Origin of the sequence: Microcystis viridis FACHB-1342, assembly GCF_014698335.1 — a bacterium.
Taxonomy (GTDB): domain Bacteria; phylum Cyanobacteriota; class Cyanobacteriia; order Cyanobacteriales; family Microcystaceae; genus Microcystis; species Microcystis ichthyoblabe_A.
The window spans coordinates 1-20,166 of the sequence record NZ_JACJSV010000068.1 but is presented as its reverse complement, the minus strand read 5'-3'; the positions used below and the strand labels follow the sequence as shown (position 1 = coordinate 20,166).

Here is a 20,166-nt window from a genome sequence, read left to right as displayed (position 1 = left end):
TAAGGTTCGCCCTTGACGATGAAGAAAAGTTACGCGAAACTTACAAAAAATGAAAGTGGTTGGTCGAGATAATATAAAGTTTTGCTAAAATTTTAACCAGATTGCTACGATTAGCAAACTATCGTAAATTAAAACGATAGGGAGCTTTGCAAACCCCAGATTACGCCGAGAAGAGCTATGAGCATGGAAAGCCTAGAGTTTATCATCTATCCCGATGGTCGCGTCATGGAAAAGGTGACAGGCATAGTCGGTTCATCTTGTCAAGAGGTGACGGCGGCGATCGAGGCACAACTCGGGCAGCTGATGTCTCAAGAGAAAACCTCGGATTATTACCATCAAACCGTCAGCCAGTCAGAGAAAGTCAGCAACGCAGCCACTTTTAGCGACTGGTAATTTTTCATTTTTCCCAATCCCTTTATTTAAGCCACTGAAAAGCCATGTCACACTTTAGCAATATCAAAACCAAAATCCGCGATCTATCCTACCTAAAAGCCGCCCTGAGCGATATGGGGATGGAATGGAAAGAGGGTTCCCACCCCGTCAAAGGTTATCAAGGTCAAACTTTAAGCGCAGAGGTGGTAATCGAGCAAGATAACAATTACGATATCGGTTTTCGCTGGAATGGTAACGAGTACGAGTTAGTTGCCGATTTGCAATACTGGCAACAACCCCTAACCGTAGAAGGATTTTTAAGAAAAGTAAATCAAGGTTATGCCTACCACACCATTCTGGCAGAAACTGCTAAACAGGGTTTTCAGGTGGCAGCACAGGAAAAAAATACTGATGGTTCTATTCGTCTATTGGTACAACGTTGGAGTGCCTAATGGCTGATTTTTCTCCCGAACGCTCTGGTTTTGAACCAGAGTTAGGGGGATTCCTAAGAGATTCCCCTGATCGCACCGGTTTTGAACCGGAATTGGGTGGTTTACTGCGCCAGAAAGCGGTTTACGTCGATGAGGTCACTTGTATTGGTTGTAAACACTGCGCCCACGTTGCCCCCAATACCTTTTTTATTGAAGGCGAATACGGTCGCTCTCGTGTCTATAATCAGGACGGTGACGAAGAAGAAATTATTCAAGAAGCGATCGAGACTTGTCCGGTTAACTGTATTCACTGGGTTAATTATAATCAGTTGTCATCTCTTGAGGAAGAACGCAAACATCAAGTGATTAAACAGTTAGGTTTTCCTCAGATTCACAAGAAATTTAGCCCCGCAGATTTAGATATCTAGGGTGGATAGGTACAGCCTCATCCACCCATTATTTCCTAGAAGTCATGGCAGCGGTTCTCGATCGAATCTGCTACAGTTCTCAGGGGAAATAATCCTATCTCGGATTTTAACGACAATGAACACCCAACTGATTGATTCTCTCGCGCGAATTATTCTCTCTCTCTCCGAGGAAGAAAGAGAGTTACTGAATCGGAAAATTGAGAGCGAACAACGGGAAAATTTGCAGATTAACGCTCAAATTTTGGATTTAGAAACCCGTGTCAAGCAATACGAAAATCAATATCGCATGAGTTCGGAAGAATTCTATCCTAGATTTCGTTCTGGTGAGCTAGGGGACGCTATGGATTATTTCGAGTGGAATGTTTATTATGAAATGCTATTGGCAGCTAGAAAAGAGATAAGTTTACGATCAAATTAGATGGAGATAGCCGATTATATTCGCAAGGTTAAACGGAAATTATCTGAGAGTTCGATTGTGAACTCTTTCACGATTGTCGATGAAAGAATTTTATTCGATCGAGGCTATTTCCGAGCGAGAGTCCTTTTAACGAACGGAGATTTTTTAGAAATTGCGGAGGCTTTTACCTCGATCGATCAACGCATCGTTACGATAAGCTATCGCTATCAATGGATGGACGCAAGCAAACAGAAGTTAAGAAAACGCTGGGATAACGTGGAACATTTTCCCGATTTACCGAATTTTCCCGATCATGTCCATGTAGGAGATGAGTTAAACGTTCAACCTGGCGAATCTAGAAATATTTTACAAATTATCACCGTAATCGAGCGCGAGATCGAGATTTTGTCGACATAACGCCTCCTAGAGCGAAACCAACTCCTATAACTCGCCAAATCCTGAGCAAGTTGCGAGAATTATCCGATTGGAGGATAAATACCTGACTATTTCCCGAAATATTGATCGATTGAGAATCAAGAGAGTTGTTTTTTCTTGTATTTGAATTGATAAAAATAAATTTATTTGATGTTGTCTGTGGAGATTTTTGGGGTAAGTAGCTGGTTATAATCTAATTGAAACCACTTAATTGGGTAGTATTTTGTTAAGTAAAGAGCCGCTATGTATGTTTTAATTGGTGGGGCGGGAATGATGGGGCTAGGTTTAGCCCAACAACTTTTAGACTTGGGACACACCGTCGCCATCGTTGATGTGGACCCTTTAGCTTGTCGGTTTGCCCGGGAAAAAATCGGTGTCATGGCCTTTGAGGGGAGTGCTGTCAGTACGAAAGTTCTGCTAGAGGCGGGGATTAGACAAGCTAACGCGGTTGTTGCCGCATTGAGGGACGATGCGATGAATCTAGCCCTAGTTACCTTGTCGAGAAGTTATGGCATTTCCCATATTGTGGTGAGAATGTGCGATCGCGAATTTCTCGATGCCTATCGTCTTGCTAGAGCTAGTCACATCATCAGCACGATTGATTTAGCCGTTGTCACCATGGCAAATGCGATCGAATACCCCGAAGTAGAATCGATGATGCACTTTGAACAGGGACAAGTGGAGGTGCTAAAGCTGCCCGTCCCCAAGGATTGTTATGTAGCTGGGCGTACCGTTGCCCAAATTGCTCAAGATGCCAACTTTCCGACTGGTTCGCTGATTATTGGCTATCAGTGTCACCCTTCTGCCAGTTTAGAGATTCCCAACGGCAATACCGTCCTAGAAGCAGACTCAACTATTCTGGTGGTTACTCGTCCGGAATTCGTCAAACCGATGATCGATTACCTCGGCATTCAAACTAATCATCGTCCAACGATAGAAGTTTCTCATCCAAACCTTTAACGTAGGATTGTACCAAGTCTTCCGGTACAATGCGTTTGCGAAGTGCATCGCTCAAGGCTGCCTTCTCGGCGAGGAACAATCGTCGTCGAATGGCATCTAACTGACTGTTGTTAGGCTCCATTTGCCCCGATCGAGACTGATTATAAGCATCCCGCAGCCGCCGTTCCGATACCGCCACTTTTGCCTGATAAGATGCCCACAGTTCTTCGTACACTGCTTTCGGTAAAACGCCCGATTTCAGTAAATTGGCTAACTCATCCTGTGCCGCTTTCGACGCGATCAACTGCAGCTGTAACTGTCCAATCTCCCGTGTTACTGCCGAAACCTGACTAATATTGAGCTTTTTAATTAACCAGGGTAAGGCTAATCCTTGGATAACCAGAGAAAATAACACAGCCCCAAAGACTAGCTCGATGATCAATTCCCGCCCTGTTAGAGCCAAAGGAATGGCAACCGCTAGGGCCATGGAGAGGGAACCCTTGATGTTGCCCAAAATCAGAATATGTTGCCAGCGCAAGGGTATCGGTCGATCGATCCAGCGAAGTACCCATAGTAAAGAATACACTGACAGAATACGTCCCAATTGATAAGCCAAAATGACCAGCACAATCGATGGCAAGGTTTGCCATAGGGTCAAGGGGTTGATTTCAATGCCAATGAGCAGAAAAATAAAGGTATTGACGATAAAACCGGCATATTCCCAAAAACTGATCAGGGTAATGCGATCGGATGCAGAGGCGCTGCGAGGCAGCCCCAAGTTACCAAAGACAAGTCCGGCAATAACTACCGCCACCGCTCCCGATACACCCAAAAACTGCCCGAGTTGAAAAGCTCCCAAGGCAAGCGCAACCGTAAGCAACAGGCTACTAAGCGGATCCCGTAAGCGCACATAGATGGGAAGACACAGATAGCCCAGGACAGCACCCACTAATCCCCCACCCAGAGCAACGATCAACACTTCCTCGATGACTTGTGTGGTGCTGATGGTTCCGGTGGCGTAAATCACCAAGAGCAAATTAAAGGTGACGAGTGCGGCTGTATCATTAAATAGTGTTTCCCCTTCCACAATAGTCAAGAGCCTAGAGGGAACCCGAATTTCTTTAAAGACAGCAATGATCGAGACAGTATCGGTATTTGCTAGAATCACTCCCACCAGTAAGGCGGGAATCCAATCTAGCCCCAAGCCAAATTTTACCAAAACCGCAATAATCGCCGCAGAAAAAACCGAACCAGGTCCTGCGAGCAGTGCGATCGGTTTAAAGGTGCTGCGAAGACGGCTGATATCGGTATTAATCGCCGCTTCAAAAATCAGAATCGGCAGAAAAAGGTTAAGCACTAAAAACGGATCTAAGCCAATACGACGAGATAACAGATCGGTAATCGGTAATCCTGCTAAGACTAAACCTGCCACATAGGAAATGCGTAATCGCTGGGTTACTAGGGCAACGGCAGTGGCAATCAGTAGCAGCAGGATCAAGACAAGAACCAGTTCAGGAATGTCTCCCACCGTTTGGCTGTTCACAGCAGAATTGCTATCGAAGGATTTTTGTTGTGCTGCCCAGGCTACTAATAATTCTCCCCTCATAAGACGATTTTACCGAGAATATAAGAACTTGACTATTGTTCATAATACAAGGTAGGTTATGGCAGTTACAGCCTTTCTCAGAAAGATGAGGTTAGTTATTGTTGCTAAAATACTTGATGAGTAAGGATTAGTCTGTACTTCATCTTTAGGAGAAAGAATGAGAAATTTTCTACTTACCCGGTGATTGCTGTGGGGAGGGAAAAGTTAGAGGCAATCGGGGCAAAATGATAAGTATTTTATATACAAACACCTTCAATACTTAAAAATATTTAAATTTACAATTGGTAATATTTATTTTTACTCAAGAATTTATTGAGAATAATTTCTATTTATTTACGAGATAGCAATACTTCCAGCGATTCTGGTATAATTTTGCATTATGCTATGGTGGGTTTTTGTGGTCTTTTTTGGACTTTTAAAGGTCTAGCTTGCCTTGAAACCATTGCTAAATCTAGACTTTCCCTTTTAGCCAAACCAAACACTTTCGCCAATTATCCCTTTTTTCCCTAACAACGTTGATCTAATTTTTGTGTAGTTTTGTTGCAAAGTCAAAATTTTTTTGACAAAATGCCTAAATTGTGGTAAGGACGAAATGACGAGATTTAGAATCATCTCTGGTTCCCGTGTTTCCTAAAATCAGAAATTTCGTACCTCACCCTTAAGATAACAGCTAAGTAGGGTTTGCTGAAAAAGGCCTAGGATGGGGTCAGGCAGAAGGCAGCAGTTTAAGGCTTTGTTGCCCTCCTTTTTTTACCAGTTTGCGTACCACAAGAAGGATAATGCAAGGTTTTTGAAGGTCTCAATCTATTTTCTGGCACTAACATCGGCTCTTAAAAGGTCAAAAGTCTTATTTTAAAAGGGTTCTACCATTATCTAGCAAGCCCTAATTACTATAGCGTTTCCTAAGCTAGTGAGGTACACCTATTTTCTTCCCTTTTGCCTCTTGCCTTTTGCCTAAAAGCCATAACTTTTGTACCTCAGCAGACTGAAAAACGCTATATCATAATATTTCTTCTCAAAAAAAGAGGAGAAAAAAGCAAGTTCTGCCTTTCTCTCCTCCAGTCTAGCGATTAATTACATTGGAACAGTAGCCAGTAATCTTGAACTACTATTCACCGCTTTAGTAAGCACCGTTATTTTTGGGAAAAACCACAACACCGATAGTTCTGAAGATTACCCAGATATCGGTTAACCAGTTACGCGAATTAACGTAATACACATCCATCTGCACCCGCATGGGATAGGGGATGTCATTACGTCCAGAAACTTGCCATAAACCAGTTAAACCGGGGCGAATAGTTAAGACCTTGTCGATGCGATTGCCATATTTCTGCAATTCTTCGGGAACTAAAGGCCGCGGACCGACGACGCTCATATCTCCTCGCAGGACGTTCCAGAATTGGGGAAACTCGTCCAAACTGGTTAAGCGGAGAAACTTGCCAATCCAAGTTATGCGGGGATCGTCCTTGAGCTTGAAATTATCCTCGAATTCCGCCCGCAGTTGGGGGGAGTCTTCCATCAGTCTCTCTAACACCTTATCCGCGTCCATTACCATAGTACGGAACTTGATACAGTTGAAATGCTGGAAGTTTTGACCGACGCGCTTCTGCATATAGAAGACCGGACCGGGGGAACTAATCGCGATCAATAAGGCTAAGATCAAATAAAGCGGCGAAAAGAAAATTAGAACCGATAGGGAGAAAACGATATCGAATAATCGTTTTGAGGTATCGCCGTCTAAAGCTATTAACCAAGATTTTTGATGCCGTCTACCAGAGACCGAAGGTTTGAACCCTCGCTTCATCAAAGCTTGTAGAGCCTTGACGGAGATAAGTTGGCTATTAGCAGTCATCTTACTCCTTCACATCACACACACCACACAGTACCCATGATAAAGCCACAAGACTGAAAAAACAAGTCTTCGGGTCAATAACTGGCACGGGCCATTCTAGAGCCTTTGTACTAAAAAATCTCTAATTAGGGTTTACTGAAAAAGTTTCTTGGTGGAGTCAGCAGTCGGCAGTCAGTAGTCAGGAGATTATTTTTATTTATTCTCCCTTATCCCCACTCCCTGCTCCCCTATGCCTTTCAAACAGGATTTAGTATTGTAGGACGCTTTTGAATCAGCAAAAATTAATTATGCAAGAGGTTTAATAAAAAAAAGAGCATCGGCAAATGATACCCTTTGTGGCTGAATATCTAAGTAGTTACAGATTTGATCCTAAGGATTAAGTATGCTGTTGTCCGCGCTCGTCTGCTGAGTCCATTCGGAACTCGGCGTGAGCTTTTGTCGAACGCTGAGCTCCTGGCCGAAGCCCGAATTTTGGCTCCCGAAAACGAAAACTTTAGACTTCATCATTTAAGATAAATCCCCTACTTAGGCTATGGGTTGTTTCATACTACTTAGTTCTCGAATGCCTAACCAACCGATCAAACTATAGCAAATCGATAGCAACATGCTTTGATTACCAATTCTTAACCACTGTTTCAAAGCCTCCAAGTTAGCTTGGCTTTCTGCCTGTTTTCGCCGCTCTTGCAGCTGAGTTTGTAGCTGATTTTTGATCTCATCTAATCGCTGTTTAAATTCCCTCGGGCTTTTGGATAAATCGCGTAAATTAGTTAATTGCTCTCTTTGTTGGCGAAGGGTTTGTAACTGTTCTGTGCTGATCGGTTGTCCTTGGACACGACCAGTTTCAATCACTTGAGTTCTCTGAGAGATCTGCTGGTCTAATAGTTGGGGATTTTGCGATAGAGTATTTAACTGGGCTAAGAAAGCTTGAATTTGTCCCTCCCCTTGGTCAACACCCTGTTCAATTTGAGTCAAAGCGTCGTTTTTAATCTGGTTGATATTATTGATATGAACAGGAATCATCAACAGAAAAACTAAGCCTAACAGTGTGGAAAGAATAAAGATCGGCCAACGCAATTCAAAGTGGTATTTCCTAGTAGTGAAATTTTTATTGTTATCGTCAATCCAGTAAGCGATTAAAACGAGAACGATACCCAGAAGAGGAACAATTCCTCGATCGACAAAGGTGGTGACGAACCCTACCTGCCATTGGGATTGACTGAATTGATAGGGCAGCGGCAGGATAAACGCATCCAAAAGGAAGGAAAGAATGAAAACCAATCCCGTTAATTTCAGGGACAAAGAAGTAAAACTGTTCATCGCTGTTTCTGTAATGGTATGTCAATGAATAGATTCATTAGTCTGTTTAAAAGTTCTCGCTGGGGGTTCCCAGAAGGATTTTGCCGAGAGGCAATCTGACAAACTGCAATTTTCTAATTAACTTTTGCTCAACCTCCCGCTAAACCCTACGCTAAATCGTTCTGCTTGTCAACCTCTTTCGAGAATCGACTCTAGAAATATTACCTCAATATGGCATCGGTAAACCTATCCCTGTCAAAGAATAAAATTTTCCCAAGCTCTCAGACTGGGTTTTCCCCAGATCTCTTCCCTAAGACAGAGACTGTCAAAGAATAAAATTTTCCCAAGCTCTCAGATGAGTCCTCAATGGTTAGCCTATAGTAAAGACAGCCCCCCTGAGTTGATAACAAAACCCATGCAGAAATTGGTGGAAGTTTTAGCCGATAAACAAGCTCTGATCGCAAAATCTCTGGCGCTGGTTCTGGAAAAAATCACAACCAGCCTCGACCAACAGGACTATTTTACCATCGCTCTGTCCGGCGGTAGTACCCCGAAACCTCTCTACGAGGCTTTATCCTCTCAACCCCTCGACTGGTCAAAAATTCACGTTTTCTGGGGAGATGAGCGCTACGTTAGTCCCGATCATCCTGACAGTAATCAACGCATGGCCCGGTTAGCATGGCTCGATCGCATACCGATCCCAGCCGCTAATATTCATCCCATGCCCACGGATGAACCCGATCCCCACCTGGCTGCCCAAAAATACGATGATCATCTCCGCCAATGGTTTGGGGTCAATTCTCCCGATTTTCCCGTTTTTGACCTGATTTTATTGGGAATGGGCGATGATGGTCACACCGCCTCTCTCTTTCCCCACACGGCAGCTTTAACGGTGAGCGATCGCTGTATCACCGTCGGCGAGAAAGACGGCAATCCCCGCTTGACTTTTACCGTTCCCCTGATCAATCAGGCCCGTTGTGTGATCTTTATCGCTGCCGGCGAAAGTAAACGCCCCGCTCTACATCAGATTTTCTCTGCCTATGGTGACTCTTTCTCCTATCCTTCCCGTCTCATCCACCCCCCGGCTGGGGAATTATATTGGTTGCTCGATGCGGCCGCTGGTTCCTCTTTTGTCTAGAGAATAGGGGAATAGGGGAATAGGGAAATGGGGTAATTCAACTAAAACCCCAACACCCCAACACCCTAAAACCCCAACACCCCAACCCCTAATCTGCTTTTTTACTTTTTACTTTTTACTTTTTACTTTTTCCTTAAAAATGATCGTTTGTCCTAATTGCGAACATACTAACCCCGATGAGGCCAGTCAATGCGAGGCCTGTTACACTCCCTTGCCGCGGATGTCTTCCTGTCCTAGTTGTGGGGCAACCATCCAAACTGATGCCACCTTTTGCGGTCAGTGTGGCTACAATTTACAGCCTAATTCCGTTCCCATGGTGGCAGCCGAGGCCGAATCGGAATCGGAACCTGAACCCGTCTCACCAGTCTCGACACCCACTGTCGCCTCGATCGCACCTCCTCCTGTTGCCCCCCCACCGGTTCCCGCTGCCACCCGCTTACAGACGGAAATGGCTAGTTTGCAGCACCTGCAAACCGATAGCAAAATTGAATTACCCCTACATCTATCGGTAATTCATATCGGCAAACCTAATGATCGCATTCCCCCCGATATCGATGTTTCCGGTTTTCCCGATTCTGACATCGTCTCCCGGGTTCATGGCGATATCCGCGTTGAAGGGGGAATCTATTATCTTGAAGACAGCGGCAGCGCTAACGGAACCTACGTTAATCACACTCCCCTACCCCCCGGCAATCGTCATCGTCTTCGGGCAGGCGATCGCATTTCCCTCGGTAAAGGCGACAAAATGACTTTTATTTTCCAAATGTCTTAAAAAAGGTTAGGGGTTAGGGATTTAGGGTGATGGGGAAATTTCAGCTAAATTCCCCACTTCCCACTTCCCCACTTCCCCACTTCCCCACTTCCCCATTTCCCCACTGAAAATTATGCGTACAAATTGGCGAATCGGCTCTTTATTGGGCATTCCTCTCTATATTGATTCCTCGTGGTTTTTGATTCTGGCTTTTGTCACCTTGATCAATGCCACCGATGCAGAAATTCAGTCTCTGGCCGCCCATAGTGCTGTTTTAGCGTGGTTACTTGGTTTAATCATGGCTTTATTGCTATTTATCTCGGTTTTACTCCACGAATTAGGTCATAGTTTCATGGCTCGCTCCCAAGGCATCCAGGTCAATTCCATTACCCTGTTTCTTTTTGGGGGTATGGCCTCGATCGATCGAGAATCTCGGACTCCTCCCGAGGCCATGCAAGTAGCGATCGCTGGACCCGCCGTTAGTTTTCTCCTGTTTTGTCTCTTATCCCTAGCCAGTCACTTACCCTATTTAAACGCCAATTTAACTTATATATCCGGGCATTTAGCGATAATTAACCTGTTTTTGGCTCTATTTAATCTTATCCCCGGTTTACCCCTCGATGGGGGTCAAATTTTAAAAGCAATGGTCTGGCAAGCGACTGGCGATCGCTGGAAAGGTTTACATTGGGCTGCGATCAGTGGTCAATTCATCGGTTGGTTAGGGATTATTTTAGGGATTTTCTTGGTTCTCTTGACGGCAGATGTGGGGGGTGCTTGGTTAGGATTAATGGGCTGGTTTATCCTCAGAAATGCCCGCGCCTACGATAATTTAACTAATTTACAGGAAAGTCTCCTCAATTTGCAAGCGGGAGAGGTGATGAGCAGAAATTTGCGGGTTTTAAACGCCCATCAAACCCTAGAGGAATTCGCCCAAGAATACGTTTTAGACCGAGCGGCTGCCAATACTGCTTATTTTGCCGCTTCCGAGGGACGTTATCGGGGATTAATTCGGGTGGCAGATTTACAGGCGATCGAGCGCAGTTTCTGGTCAGAAAAACAACTGCTTGATATTGCCCATCCCCTCACGGAAATTGCCACTGTTGAGGAAAAAACCCCCTTAGTGACGGTGGTGCAGAAATTGGAAACCATCCAGGACCCAATGCTCACGGTGTTAACACCGGCCTCCGCCGTAGCGGGAGTAATCGATCGCGGCGATATCCTCAAGGCAATTGCGATAAAATACCAACTTCCCCTAGAGGAAACGGATATTAAACGCGCTCGCGAGGGAGTTTACCCCAGTTATTTGCCCTTAAATGTCATTGCTGCCGCTCTTGACAAGAGTGAACGGCCAAAAATCGGCGAACCGTCCTTAATGTCCTGACGTAGAGAGGATGAACGATAATAATCTTGAATATGGCTAATGCGAAAATTTCCTCGCTGGTTAGTCTGCCACAATTTACCCGTTTCCACATCTAAACAACTTAACCAACCTCTGCCGTAAGCCCAAGTATCAATACAAATGGCATGGCCGAGATTAATCGGTTTCCCGCTTTTTTGGCTGGTATGGCCGCAAATCATGGTTTTTCCCGAACTATGGGCGGCGGGATATTGAAATTTCTCCCAAAAGAGCTTGTATTCTGGTTGTCTGGCTAGGGGTAGATGGGGATCGAGACTAGCGTGAACAAATAAATGATTTGCAGTTTCGTAGCTATTTATACAGACTTTTCCTAAAAAATCCCAGTGGGATTCGGGAATTTTAATCAGGTGGCCTTCGCTATAGGATTTGAGGGTGGCTTTACCGCCTTTTTCTAACCAGAGACGCTGTTTAAGGGGGTTATGACGGGCTTGCAGCATGATAATCTCGTGATTACCCTTGAGGGGAATCAAATTTCCCTGTTTGTGTAGGGAAATCAGGCGATCGATCACCCCTTTCGAGTCTCTGCCCTTATTAACGTAATCACCGAGGGTGATTAAAGTATCTTGCGGTTTGGGGTTGACAATCTCTAGTAAGTGATCTAGAGCTTTCGAGCAACCATGAATATCGCCGATCGCTAAGGTTCGCATGAGGATTTAGTAGGGGATTAGGGCATAGGTAGGGTTTGCGGCAAAAAGTTTTTCGTGGGGGCAGGGTGTGGGGTGTGGGGTGTAGGGTGTAGGGTTTTACCGATTTTGAGGTGGTCAGTTACCTAATTTTCAGGGAAAAAGTCCAGGAATTTTACCCCCGATCCCTCCAATGGTAGGCACTTTTTGAGGTCAAAAAAGTCTAAAAGCCTTATCAAACAAAGTTTTTAGATTTATTCAGCAAACCCTAGGTACAGGTAAAAGTATTAAAGAAATCTGTTCACGACAGACAGCGATTATCGGTGATCTTGCTTAGGGTAACAAAAAGGCTTACAGTAAAATGTACCATAAATTATCAAATCTACTAAATTAATTAAGCTGTGCCGAAAGTTGTTATTGCAGGTAACTGGAAAATGCACAAAACCCAGAGAGAAGCTTTGGAGTTTTTGCAAGATTTTAAATCCCATCTAGATGAAACCCCCGACGACCGAGAAGTGGTTCTTTGCGCCCCTTTCACAGCTTTAGCTGTCCTCTCTAAAACCCTCCACGGCGGTCGTATTCGCTTGGGGGCGCAAAATGTCCACTGGGAAAAATCGGGGGCTTATACGGGCGAAATCTCGGCGGATATGTTAACCGAAATTGGGGTTCACTATGTGGTTATCGGTCACAGTGAACGCCGGCAATATTTCGGCGAAACCGATGAAACCGTCAATTTAAGGGTCATATCTGCCCAAAAACAAGGTTTAATCCCGATTATCTGTGTGGGAGAAAGTAAAGCCCAAAGAGATGCTGGAGAAACGGAAAAGGTAATTATCAAGCAAATTCAAGGGGGTTTAGTCAATGTTGACCAAAAAAACCTCGTTATCGCCTACGAACCCATCTGGGCGATTGGCACGGGGGAAACCTGCGAAAGCGAGGAAGCGAACCGCGTTATCGGTTTGATTCGACAACAATTAGACAATCCCGACGTAACCATTCAGTACGGTGGTTCGGTAAAACCCGATAATATCGATGAAATTATGGCTCAATCGCAGATAAACGGGGCTTTAGTCGGTGGGGCGAGTCTAGACCCCACCGTATTCGCTAGGATTGTTAATTATCGTTAATTGATTTCTGCTGCCATGACGCGATTTTCCAAAACCCCGATGCCTTCTATTTCCACCCGAACCTTATCCCCCACCTGCAGCGGTCCGATTCCTTCGGGAGTTCCCGTTAAAATCACATCCCCCGGCAGCAGGGTCATCACTTGGGAGATATAAGCCACCAAGACATCGGGGGGAAAGACCATATCACTCAGATAACTGCTTTGTTTGGGTTCGCTGCCATCATTGAGAAAAGTGGTTAATTGCGCCCCGATACTCAGTTCCCGGACAATCCAGGGGCCGAGGGGACAAAAACTGTCAAATCCTTTCGCCCGCGTCCATTGGCTATCTTTTTTCTGTAAATCCCTAGCGGTGACATCGTTAGCAATAGTATAACCCCAGATTTTGCTTCTGGCTTGGGCTGTGGTGCAGTTTTTGGCGGTTTCTCCGATAATTAATGCTAATTCTCCCTCATAATCTACTCTTTCCGATTGGGGCGGATAAAAAATTGTTTCACCGTCGGCGATAATTGTCGTCGGTGGCTTGAGAAATAAAAGCGGTTCTTCCGGTACAGGTGTTCCCATCTCGGCGGCGTGGGCGCGGTAATTTTTGCCCACGGCAATAATTTTCGACGGGAAACAGGGGGCTAATAGTTGGTAGCTATCAGGTTCTAATTCTAGCTTGGTTAGTTGCCCTCCTTGCCAGGGAGGGGCATCAAAGACAGCAACGCTACGGTTTAGCTGTAACAGTCCGTAGAAGATTTGTCCTTGACGATGTTTCACTCGTACATAGCGTTGCGCCATATTTTTCTGGGAATGACTAGCGATCGACTCTCGGATAGTAGTATGATCATATATCCTTGCTTCTTTATTAAAAGCTAGAGAGTTATGAAAATCAATTAACTCCTGGCCTTGACAAAGAAGCCTTCTAGTCCATAAGGATTCTGAGATGAGCAATAACTACGAAACTCTTTACATTCTCCGTCCCGATTTAGGGGAAGAAGTCGTTCAGCAACAAGTGGAACGTTATCGGACTCTGATTACCGAACACAGCGCCACAGACATTGAGGTTAAGGTGTGGGGTAAAAAACGTCTGGCCTATCCCATCAAAAAACTCAATGATGGTGTCTATGTGCAGATGAATTATCAGGCCAGCGGCAAACAAGTCGCCCCCATGGAACGGGCCATGCGTTTAAGTGATGAGGTTATTCGTTATTTAACCCTAAAACTCGATCGCGTGATGCCCCCCCCTGCGGATTTATCTCCCTTAACGGAAATTCCCCCCTCTCCTATCACCGAAGCGGTGGTGGAAGAGGACGGCATCTCCGCTGAAGATTAATTATAGTCACAACTGTGTCGGGTCAATGCCCAATTCGCGTAATCGGGCAAAAGCGCGATCGCGTTCTTGTTGTGCTTGGTCGCGTTCTTGTTGTGCTTGGTTGCGCTCCTCAAAGAGGGTTTCAGGGTCTTTAAATCGTTCCCCATCGGGATAAAAGACCTCTAAACCCTCTTCAAACATCTCAAACCGAATCCCTAGTATTGGGGAAGTCCAAGGAAAATTCAAGGCCGTTACCTGGAAAAAATCCTCTTGCTGATTGGCCCGCACCAATCCCCAGAAATCATGGGAGTCTGGGTCATAGAAAAACATTTCTAATACCCCATACTCCCGATAGAAAGACTGCTTTTTGAGCATTTCCCTGGCACTATTGCTCGGAGAGAGGATTTCAAACACTACTTGGGGGGCAATATTGTCTTCTTCCCATTGTTTATAGCTGCCGCGCTCACCCGGTGGACGGCCGAAAACTACCATGGCATCGGGAGCTTGACGGGGAGCGGGGGGTACAGTTACCTGCTGGGGATACCAGAGCAAATCTCCGGCAACAAAGACGGTTTGCCCTTTAAATAAATACTTGAGATTGGCAACCAAGCGAACAATCCAGCGATATTGAACTGTGTTGTCGGCCATGGGTTTACCGTCGGAGTCAGGATAGAAAAGTTGGGGTTCGATGGGTGCTTGAACCATGCTTTATCTCTTGCGATCGCATTTTGGCCTAGCTTTATTGTATCATCGCAAATCCTCGGATTGAAACCCCGTCCTTTTAGGACGGCTTTGCCTTAGACCTCCTGCCAAAGTTGTATAAGTAACTTAGAGTATTGTTAAGATTTGATAAATTTAACGGCAAGAGCTTGACATCTACAGACAAAAATGCTAAGCTCGCGACTGCAACGCCATTTTTTAGGAGGCATTTAGTCATGGTATTAGCAAAACTTATCAAAAACTCCATCGGGGGGGGGTGGCACTTATCAGTCTCGCCCTCTCGGTTGAAGCTGCTCAAGCCATTTCTTTTAACATTTCTTGGACGGGAGCTAATGGCTATAAATTGACAGGGATGTTTGGTTACAATGACTCCTTGATTGGAACAGGGCCGATCACGGGCGGTCAACTTGACTTTTTCATGATGGAAGTCTTCCAAAATACAACTTCTCTGGGGACTTGGCAGCCCAGCCAAGGAGGAACATTCAACTTTAACTTCAATACCACGACAGGACAATTTTTAGTTGGTGGATCAAACATTTCTACTACAGGTCAAGAGTGGGGACTATCTGGTCCCTCGGTTAGTTTCGCATCGGGCAATGCTGGGCAAGTTGTAGGCAATCCCAGCTTTATTTTTGGTTCTTTTATCCTTGTAGCACAGAGTACCCTAACAGCCACCGTCCAACAACCTATTCCCATCCCCGAACCCTCAAGCTCTCTGGCTATTCTCGTTGCAGGAACGGCAGTCGGATTTGGGGCTTTCTCGAAGCGGAAGTTAGCTCGATCAAAGAATAAATAGGTGGAAGATGACGGTATCTCCGCTGAAGATTAATTATAGTCACAACTGTGTCGGGTCAATGCCCAATTCCCGTAATCGGGCAAAAGCGCGATCGCGTTCTTGTTGTGCTTGGTTGCGCTCCTCAAAGAGGGTTTCAGGGTCTTTAAATCGTTCCCCATCGGGATAAAAGACCTCTAAACCCTCTTCAAACATCTCAAACCGAATCCCTAGGATTGGGGAAGTCCAAGGAAAATTCAAGGCCGTTACTGGGAAAAAATCCTCTTGCTGATTGGCCCGCACCAATCCCCAGAAATCATGGGAGTCTGGGTCATAGAAAAACATTTCTAATACCCCATGCTCCCGATAGAAAGACTGCTTTTTGAGCATTTCCCTAGCACTATTGTTAGGGGAGAGGATTTCAAACACTACCTGGGGAGCAATATTGTCTTCTTCCCATTGTTTATAGCTGCCGCGCTCACCCGGTGGACGGCCGAAAACTACCATGGCATCGGGAGCTTGACGGGGAGCGGGTGGTACAGTTACCTGCTGGGGATACCAGAGCAAATCTCCAGCGACAAAGACGGTTTGCTCTTTAAATAAATACCTGAGATTGGCAACCAAGCGAACAATCCAGCGATATTGAACTGTGTTGTCGGCCATAGGTTTACCGTCGGAGTCAGGATAGAAAAGTTGGGGTTCGATGGGTGCTTGAACCATGCTTTATCTCTTGCGATCGCATTTTGGCCTAGCTTTATTGTATCATCGCAAATCCTCGGTTTGAAACCCTCTCCTTTTATACTAAATCCGTTGAGTAACGCACAGAAAACGGGTTTCTCCGAGAAACCCGTTTTCTGCTCAGGCAAAAGGCTTCGGCCGTGAGCTGAGCCGAACGGCAAAAAGGGGAATAAATAATCAGTCTTTAATAACCAGATTTAGTATTAGGACGACTTTGCCTTAGACCTCTGGCAAAAGTTGTATAAGTAGGGCGTGTTACGCTGTCGCTAACGTACCTTTATTTTTATAAGTAACTTAGAGTATTTTTAAGATTTATTAAAGTCAATGGTAAGATTAAGTAAAATCAATGGTTAATAGATATACCTCTAGGGGAATATCTATTACGGTTGAGGCAGAACCACATTTTTTAAGAGGAGAAAGAGAAAAATCTGCCCAACAGTATGCTGTTTTTGTGGTTAAAACTGCGTCCATTAACTCAAAAGTTGCATCTTTGGCACGTCCAATCAAGTTATAGGTCTCTGTTCTAAATTTTTGAAGTTCCAGAATGTTATTATTCATCTAAGGGAGTTTCTTTAATGCTTGTATTTTTTATTTTCTCCCTTTTTGTTATTCTTGCTTTATTAATATAAGGAAAGGTTACTATTGAGTAAATACTTGAGTTTGGCTATAAAAATTGCAAAATATGAAATGTAAAAATCCTTGACGACGGTGGAAAATTTTGCCATATTTTTCGCTAATAAAGATTCATATCCTGGGTTTGCTGGAGAAGGAAGCACTGTCTATTCCCTGTTCCTGAAAATGCCCAGACTTGTCTGTTCTCATTGGCGACGTGCCAAAAAAGGAAAGAGCAGCGAGTGTCAAAATCGCTACAATATATAGATAAAATCCTAATTGCGAGGAAAGCCTATCGATACCATCTTCGGCAATACCCAGGGACTAAAAGCTAGTCAGATGAAACAGCTACAAAGGCTGTACCATGAACGCTTGCCTATTGATACCCTCACCACCCCAGAATTCGCCCAAAGACTGGCGGCCATCAGTACCGATATCCATCAACCCCTCTGCACCTATATCAACCGTCGCGGCCAGGTAATTCGAGTGGGAGTGGGAACCCCCCGACAAACGCAATTTTCTCTCTTGGAACTACCCCGCTACGGTTCCGAACGTCTTTGCGGAATTCGTTGCATCGCCACGGAACTCAAGCAAGAACCGCCAAAAGAATCCAGTCTAACCGCCATGGCTTTGCAAAGATTAGACGCACTGGTGATCTTAACCCTAACTGGCACAGGCATGATCCGTCGCGGTGGTGGGGCGACCGGTTATGTGGAGCAAGTCTATCTGGCGCATCTCATACCACAAAGTCAAACAAATGTCAATAGTAATATATACTGGTCTGTCTCCCCGCCCTTAAATCTAGAGGATTTAAGCAAACAGGACTTTTTAGAGTTAGTGGAAGGACTAGAGGCGGAGTTTCAGCGAGAATTTACCGCTATAACCGTTGATACAGCCGAAGATCGGGTGCTATTGGTTGGTTTAATGACCGACAATATGAGCGATCGCCAGTTTGAGGACGGTTTAAGCGAATTAGAACGTTTAGTTGATACCGCCGGGGGTAAAGTTTTGCAAGTCACCCGACAAAAACGGGATCATCCCCATCCTCAAACTGTGATCGGTTCGGGAAAAGTGGCAGAAATCGCCCTACAGGTGCAAACTTCGGGGGCTAATTTAGTTGTATTCAATCGCGACCTTTCTCCCGCCCAAATTCGCAATCTAGAGAACCAAATCGGGGTGAGAGTGGTCGATCGCACCGAGGTTATCCTGGACATTTTCGCCCAACGGGCCCAATCGCAAGCGGGTAAACTACAGGTAGAATTAGCCCAATTAGAATACACTTTACCGCGTCTCACCGGGCGCGGATTAGCCATGTCGAGATTAGGGGGAGGAATTGGCACTCGCGGACCGGGGGAGACAAAATTAGAAACAGAACGCCGAACTATTCAACGTCGTTTATCCCGTCTCCAGGATGAGGTGGATCAACTGCAAGCTCATCGTTCCCGTTTACGCAAACAACGGCAAAAACAAGATGTAGCCAGTGTGGCGATCATCGGTTACACCAATGCGGGAAAATCTACTTTAATTAATGCTCTCACCGCTGCCGAAGTTTATACCGCCGATCAACTGTTTGCTACCCTCGATCCCACCACCCGACGCTTAACTATTACCGATCCCCTCACCCAGGTCTCTCACACCCTGTTACTAACCGATACGGTGGGTTTTATCCACGAATTACCCCCCTCGCTGGTGGATGCTTTTCGGGCAACTTTAGAGGAAGTAACGGAAGCAGAGGCATTACTCCATCTGGTGGATCTCTCCCATCCAGCTTGGGAAAGTCAGATTGCCTCGGTGTTAAAAATCCTCTCGGAGATGCCGATTCAAACCGGTCCGATGTTAATGGTGTTTAATAAGTTGGATCAGGTAAAAAGCGACGATTTGGAAATAGCTAAGGAAAAATATCCCCAAGCTGTTTTTATCTCGGCTATTCGTCGCCTCGGATTGGAAACTTTAAAACAAAAGTTAATCGATTTAATCGCTTAATTAGGGTGATCAGCAAACCTGAGCGCTCGGAGGGCGCAGGTTCCTTGCGCCCCTACAGTAACGGATTTTGTCCACAATCTAGGGGCGAACTGCGTTCGCCCAAAAGGTACATTATCAAAGCGCAAGTCCCTTATGCCCGAATGCTTCGCCCCTACAGGACGCGGGCCGATGAATAAGAGCTTTGCGATCGCCAATAAAAATACCAGGTTTTTGAAGAGGGCGAATGCAATTCGCCCCTACAATCATATTATCGCGCCAATGGTAGGGGCGCACCGTGGTCTCGCGCTTAGAAATTAATTGAATGGAAACACATAAATAGTTGATTTATGTTCAGGATTTAGGGGGCAAAACTCAGTTTTCATCTCAAAGTTGCTGGCGAAATAACAGGAAACCCTTATTTTCTCGTTGGGGACTGTCCTTGAAAATTGAACATAAAATACTAGAATTATGTTCAAAAATCATCCTTCCAGGGGGTTGTCATCTGCTGGGAGAGCGATTAATCTAGGAACAGATGAGTGAGGTAAACCCAATCTCAAGCCAACTACTTTTTTCTTAATTAGGAGTATAATTCCAATGTCCCAACTTCAAATTACTGATTTGGTTCTTGTCAATTCAGAATAAGATAAAGTTCAAGATATTACAGAATACGATTACCGAAATATCATGGGCGGAATAACAATCACAATAACGGAGTACGACAAGAACGGTAAGATTACGAAGGTAACTAAAGTTGAAATTTAAGTAAAAAGTGATTGCTTTTCTAGGAAAAGCAATCACCAATTACAGATATTTTTAGGTAACTGTTCAGGGAGAGATTAATAACTCTTGCTCCAATGCTCTGCCTCAGAACGCCATATCTAAGGCTCTGCTTTATTTCCTTATTTATGTTCAAAAATAATCCTTCAAGAGGGTTGCCATCTGCTTTAAAAAGCATTATATAAAAATAGGTGAGTAAGGTAAACTCAATCTCAAGTTAACTACTTTTTCTTTGATTAAGAGGACAATTTCAATGGCTAGAATTTCGATTAACAATCTACACGCTGATGACCTTAACTCTTCACTTATTTCCTTTAGACCTCTTGCATAATTTTTTTATGGTATAATGTAAGGTTTTGCTTTTTTCTCAATTCTTAGATTGAAGTGGAAAAAAGAATAAAATGTGATCTTAGGTCAGGAAATCATCTATAATTTTGCTATGTTTATTAGCAAAATTATGGATTATCAAAACTTATCAGA

General features: G+C 44.7%; 21 protein-coding genes. 13 read left to right on the top strand and 8 right to left on the bottom strand.

Annotation, left to right across the window (positions count from 1 at the left end; all coding sequences use genetic code 11):
• Window positions 1-177 precede the first annotated feature (177 nt).
• From H6G40_RS18580 to H6G40_RS18555, 6 genes are all read left to right on the top strand, one after another.
• The gene (locus H6G40_RS18580) at window positions 178-393 is read left to right on the top strand and encodes a DUF2997 domain-containing protein (RefSeq protein ID WP_002752708.1); all 216 of its coding nucleotides are present in this window, start codon (window positions 178-180) and stop codon (window positions 391-393) included.
• A gap of 44 nt (window positions 394-437) precedes the next feature.
• A complete protein-coding gene (locus H6G40_RS18575) occupies window positions 438-824 on the top strand; it encodes a DUF1257 domain-containing protein (RefSeq protein ID WP_069475433.1) in 387 nt (128 codons plus the stop codon).
• On the top strand, window positions 824-1,231 hold the full coding sequence (locus H6G40_RS18570; protein ID WP_002747586.1) for a ferredoxin: 408 nt from the start codon (window positions 824-826) through the stop codon (window positions 1,229-1,231). The genes H6G40_RS18575 and H6G40_RS18570 overlap by 1 nt, the downstream gene beginning before the upstream one ends.
• A gap of 115 nt (window positions 1,232-1,346) precedes the next feature.
• On the top strand, window positions 1,347-1,649 hold the full coding sequence (locus H6G40_RS18565; protein WP_002734133.1) for a hypothetical protein: 303 nt from the start codon (window positions 1,347-1,349) through the stop codon (window positions 1,647-1,649).
• 57 nt (window positions 1,650-1,706) lie between these two features.
• On the top strand, window positions 1,707-2,045 hold the full coding sequence (locus tag H6G40_RS18560; protein ID WP_238142021.1) for a toxin-antitoxin system TumE family protein: 339 nt from the start codon (window positions 1,707-1,709) through the stop codon (window positions 2,043-2,045).
• 261 nt (window positions 2,046-2,306) lie between these two features.
• Window positions 2,307-3,023: a potassium channel family protein gene (locus H6G40_RS18555; protein ID WP_069475431.1), complete on the top strand. Its 717-nt coding sequence runs from the start codon at window positions 2,307-2,309 to the stop codon at window positions 3,021-3,023.
• Here the strand turns inward: H6G40_RS18555 and H6G40_RS18550 are convergent.
• The 3 genes from H6G40_RS18550 to H6G40_RS18540 form a co-directional block, all read right to left on the bottom strand.
• Window positions 2,980-4,608 (bottom strand): cation:proton antiporter, encoded by a 1,629-nt coding sequence (locus H6G40_RS18550; protein ID WP_081330912.1) that lies wholly within the window; start codon window positions 4,606-4,608, stop codon window positions 2,980-2,982. The two genes, H6G40_RS18555 and H6G40_RS18550, sit on opposite strands and share 44 nt — an antisense overlap.
• A 1,120-nt stretch (window positions 4,609-5,728) precedes the next feature.
• Window positions 5,729-6,460, bottom strand: coding sequence for an undecaprenyl-phosphate galactose phosphotransferase family protein (locus H6G40_RS18545; RefSeq protein ID WP_002752714.1), 732 nt, complete (start codon window positions 6,458-6,460; stop codon window positions 5,729-5,731).
• Between the two features lie 525 nt (window positions 6,461-6,985).
• Window positions 6,986-7,777: an HpsJ family protein gene (locus H6G40_RS18540; protein WP_069475430.1), complete on the bottom strand. Its 792-nt coding sequence runs from the start codon at window positions 7,775-7,777 to the stop codon at window positions 6,986-6,988.
• Window positions 7,778-8,171: 394 nt separating this feature from the next.
• Between H6G40_RS18540 and pgl the strand changes: the two genes are divergently transcribed.
• From pgl to H6G40_RS18525, 3 genes are all read left to right on the top strand, one after another.
• Window positions 8,172-8,894, top strand: coding sequence for a 6-phosphogluconolactonase (gene pgl, locus H6G40_RS18535; RefSeq protein ID WP_002733040.1), 723 nt, complete (start codon window positions 8,172-8,174; stop codon window positions 8,892-8,894).
• A 139-nt stretch (window positions 8,895-9,033) separates the two neighbouring features.
• On the top strand, window positions 9,034-9,666 hold the full coding sequence (locus H6G40_RS18530) for an FHA domain-containing protein (RefSeq protein ID WP_002732187.1): 633 nt from the start codon (window positions 9,034-9,036) through the stop codon (window positions 9,664-9,666).
• A gap of 112 nt (window positions 9,667-9,778) precedes the next feature.
• On the top strand, window positions 9,779-11,026 hold the full coding sequence (locus H6G40_RS18525) for a site-2 protease family protein (RefSeq protein ID WP_069475429.1): 1,248 nt from the start codon (window positions 9,779-9,781) through the stop codon (window positions 11,024-11,026).
• Here the strand turns inward: H6G40_RS18525 and H6G40_RS18520 are convergent.
• Entirely contained in the window at window positions 10,945-11,709 is a 765-nt protein-coding gene (locus tag H6G40_RS18520; protein WP_002734995.1) for a metallophosphoesterase family protein, read from the bottom strand. The two genes, H6G40_RS18525 and H6G40_RS18520, sit on opposite strands and share 82 nt — an antisense overlap.
• 377 nt (window positions 11,710-12,086) lie before the next feature.
• On the opposite strand from H6G40_RS18520, the gene tpiA reads away from it, so the two are divergent.
• Complete coding sequence (gene tpiA, locus H6G40_RS18515) at window positions 12,087-12,812, top strand: triose-phosphate isomerase (protein WP_016515627.1); 726 nt, start codon at window positions 12,087-12,089, stop codon at window positions 12,810-12,812.
• Here the strand turns inward: tpiA and H6G40_RS18510 are convergent.
• Window positions 12,809-13,591 carry a fumarylacetoacetate hydrolase family protein gene (locus tag H6G40_RS18510; protein WP_130757122.1) on the bottom strand — a complete coding sequence of 261 codons (783 nt, stop codon included), beginning with the start codon at window positions 13,589-13,591 and terminating at the stop codon, window positions 12,809-12,811. The two genes, tpiA and H6G40_RS18510, sit on opposite strands and share 4 nt — an antisense overlap.
• 145 nt (window positions 13,592-13,736) lie before the next feature.
• Here H6G40_RS18510 and rpsF point away from each other — a divergent pair, with 145 nt between their 5' ends.
• The gene (gene rpsF / locus H6G40_RS18505) at window positions 13,737-14,126 is read left to right on the top strand and encodes a 30S ribosomal protein S6 (RefSeq protein WP_002733521.1); all 390 of its coding nucleotides are present in this window, start codon (window positions 13,737-13,739) and stop codon (window positions 14,124-14,126) included.
• 6 nt (window positions 14,127-14,132) lie between these two features.
• Here the strand turns inward: rpsF and H6G40_RS18500 are convergent, their stop codons facing one another.
• A complete protein-coding gene (locus tag H6G40_RS18500; RefSeq protein ID WP_190538131.1) occupies window positions 14,133-14,810 on the bottom strand; it encodes a Uma2 family endonuclease in 678 nt (225 codons plus the stop codon).
• 271 nt (window positions 14,811-15,081) lie between these two features.
• On the opposite strand from H6G40_RS18500, the gene H6G40_RS18495 reads away from it, so the two are divergent.
• Window positions 15,082-15,621, top strand: a complete 540-nt coding sequence (locus tag H6G40_RS18495; RefSeq protein WP_002734099.1) for a PEP-CTERM sorting domain-containing protein — start codon at window positions 15,082-15,084, stop codon at window positions 15,619-15,621.
• Window positions 15,622-15,660: 39 nt separating this feature from the next.
• On the opposite strand, the gene H6G40_RS18490 is transcribed toward H6G40_RS18495, so the two are convergent.
• Both H6G40_RS18490 and H6G40_RS18485 read right to left on the bottom strand, forming a co-directional pair.
• Entirely contained in the window at window positions 15,661-16,317 is a 657-nt protein-coding gene (locus tag H6G40_RS18490) for a Uma2 family endonuclease (RefSeq protein ID WP_002733369.1), read from the bottom strand.
• Between the two features lie 351 nt (window positions 16,318-16,668).
• Window positions 16,669-16,893, bottom strand: a complete 225-nt coding sequence (locus H6G40_RS18485; protein WP_002732487.1) for a PH domain-containing protein — start codon at window positions 16,891-16,893, stop codon at window positions 16,669-16,671.
• A 333-nt stretch (window positions 16,894-17,226) separates the two neighbouring features.
• Between H6G40_RS18485 and hflX the strand changes: the two genes are divergently transcribed.
• Window positions 17,227-18,930 carry a GTPase HflX gene (hflX, locus tag H6G40_RS18480; protein WP_002731943.1) on the top strand — a complete coding sequence of 568 codons (1,704 nt, stop codon included), beginning with the start codon at window positions 17,227-17,229 and terminating at the stop codon, window positions 18,928-18,930.
• Window positions 18,931-20,166: the final 1,236 nt, after the last annotated feature.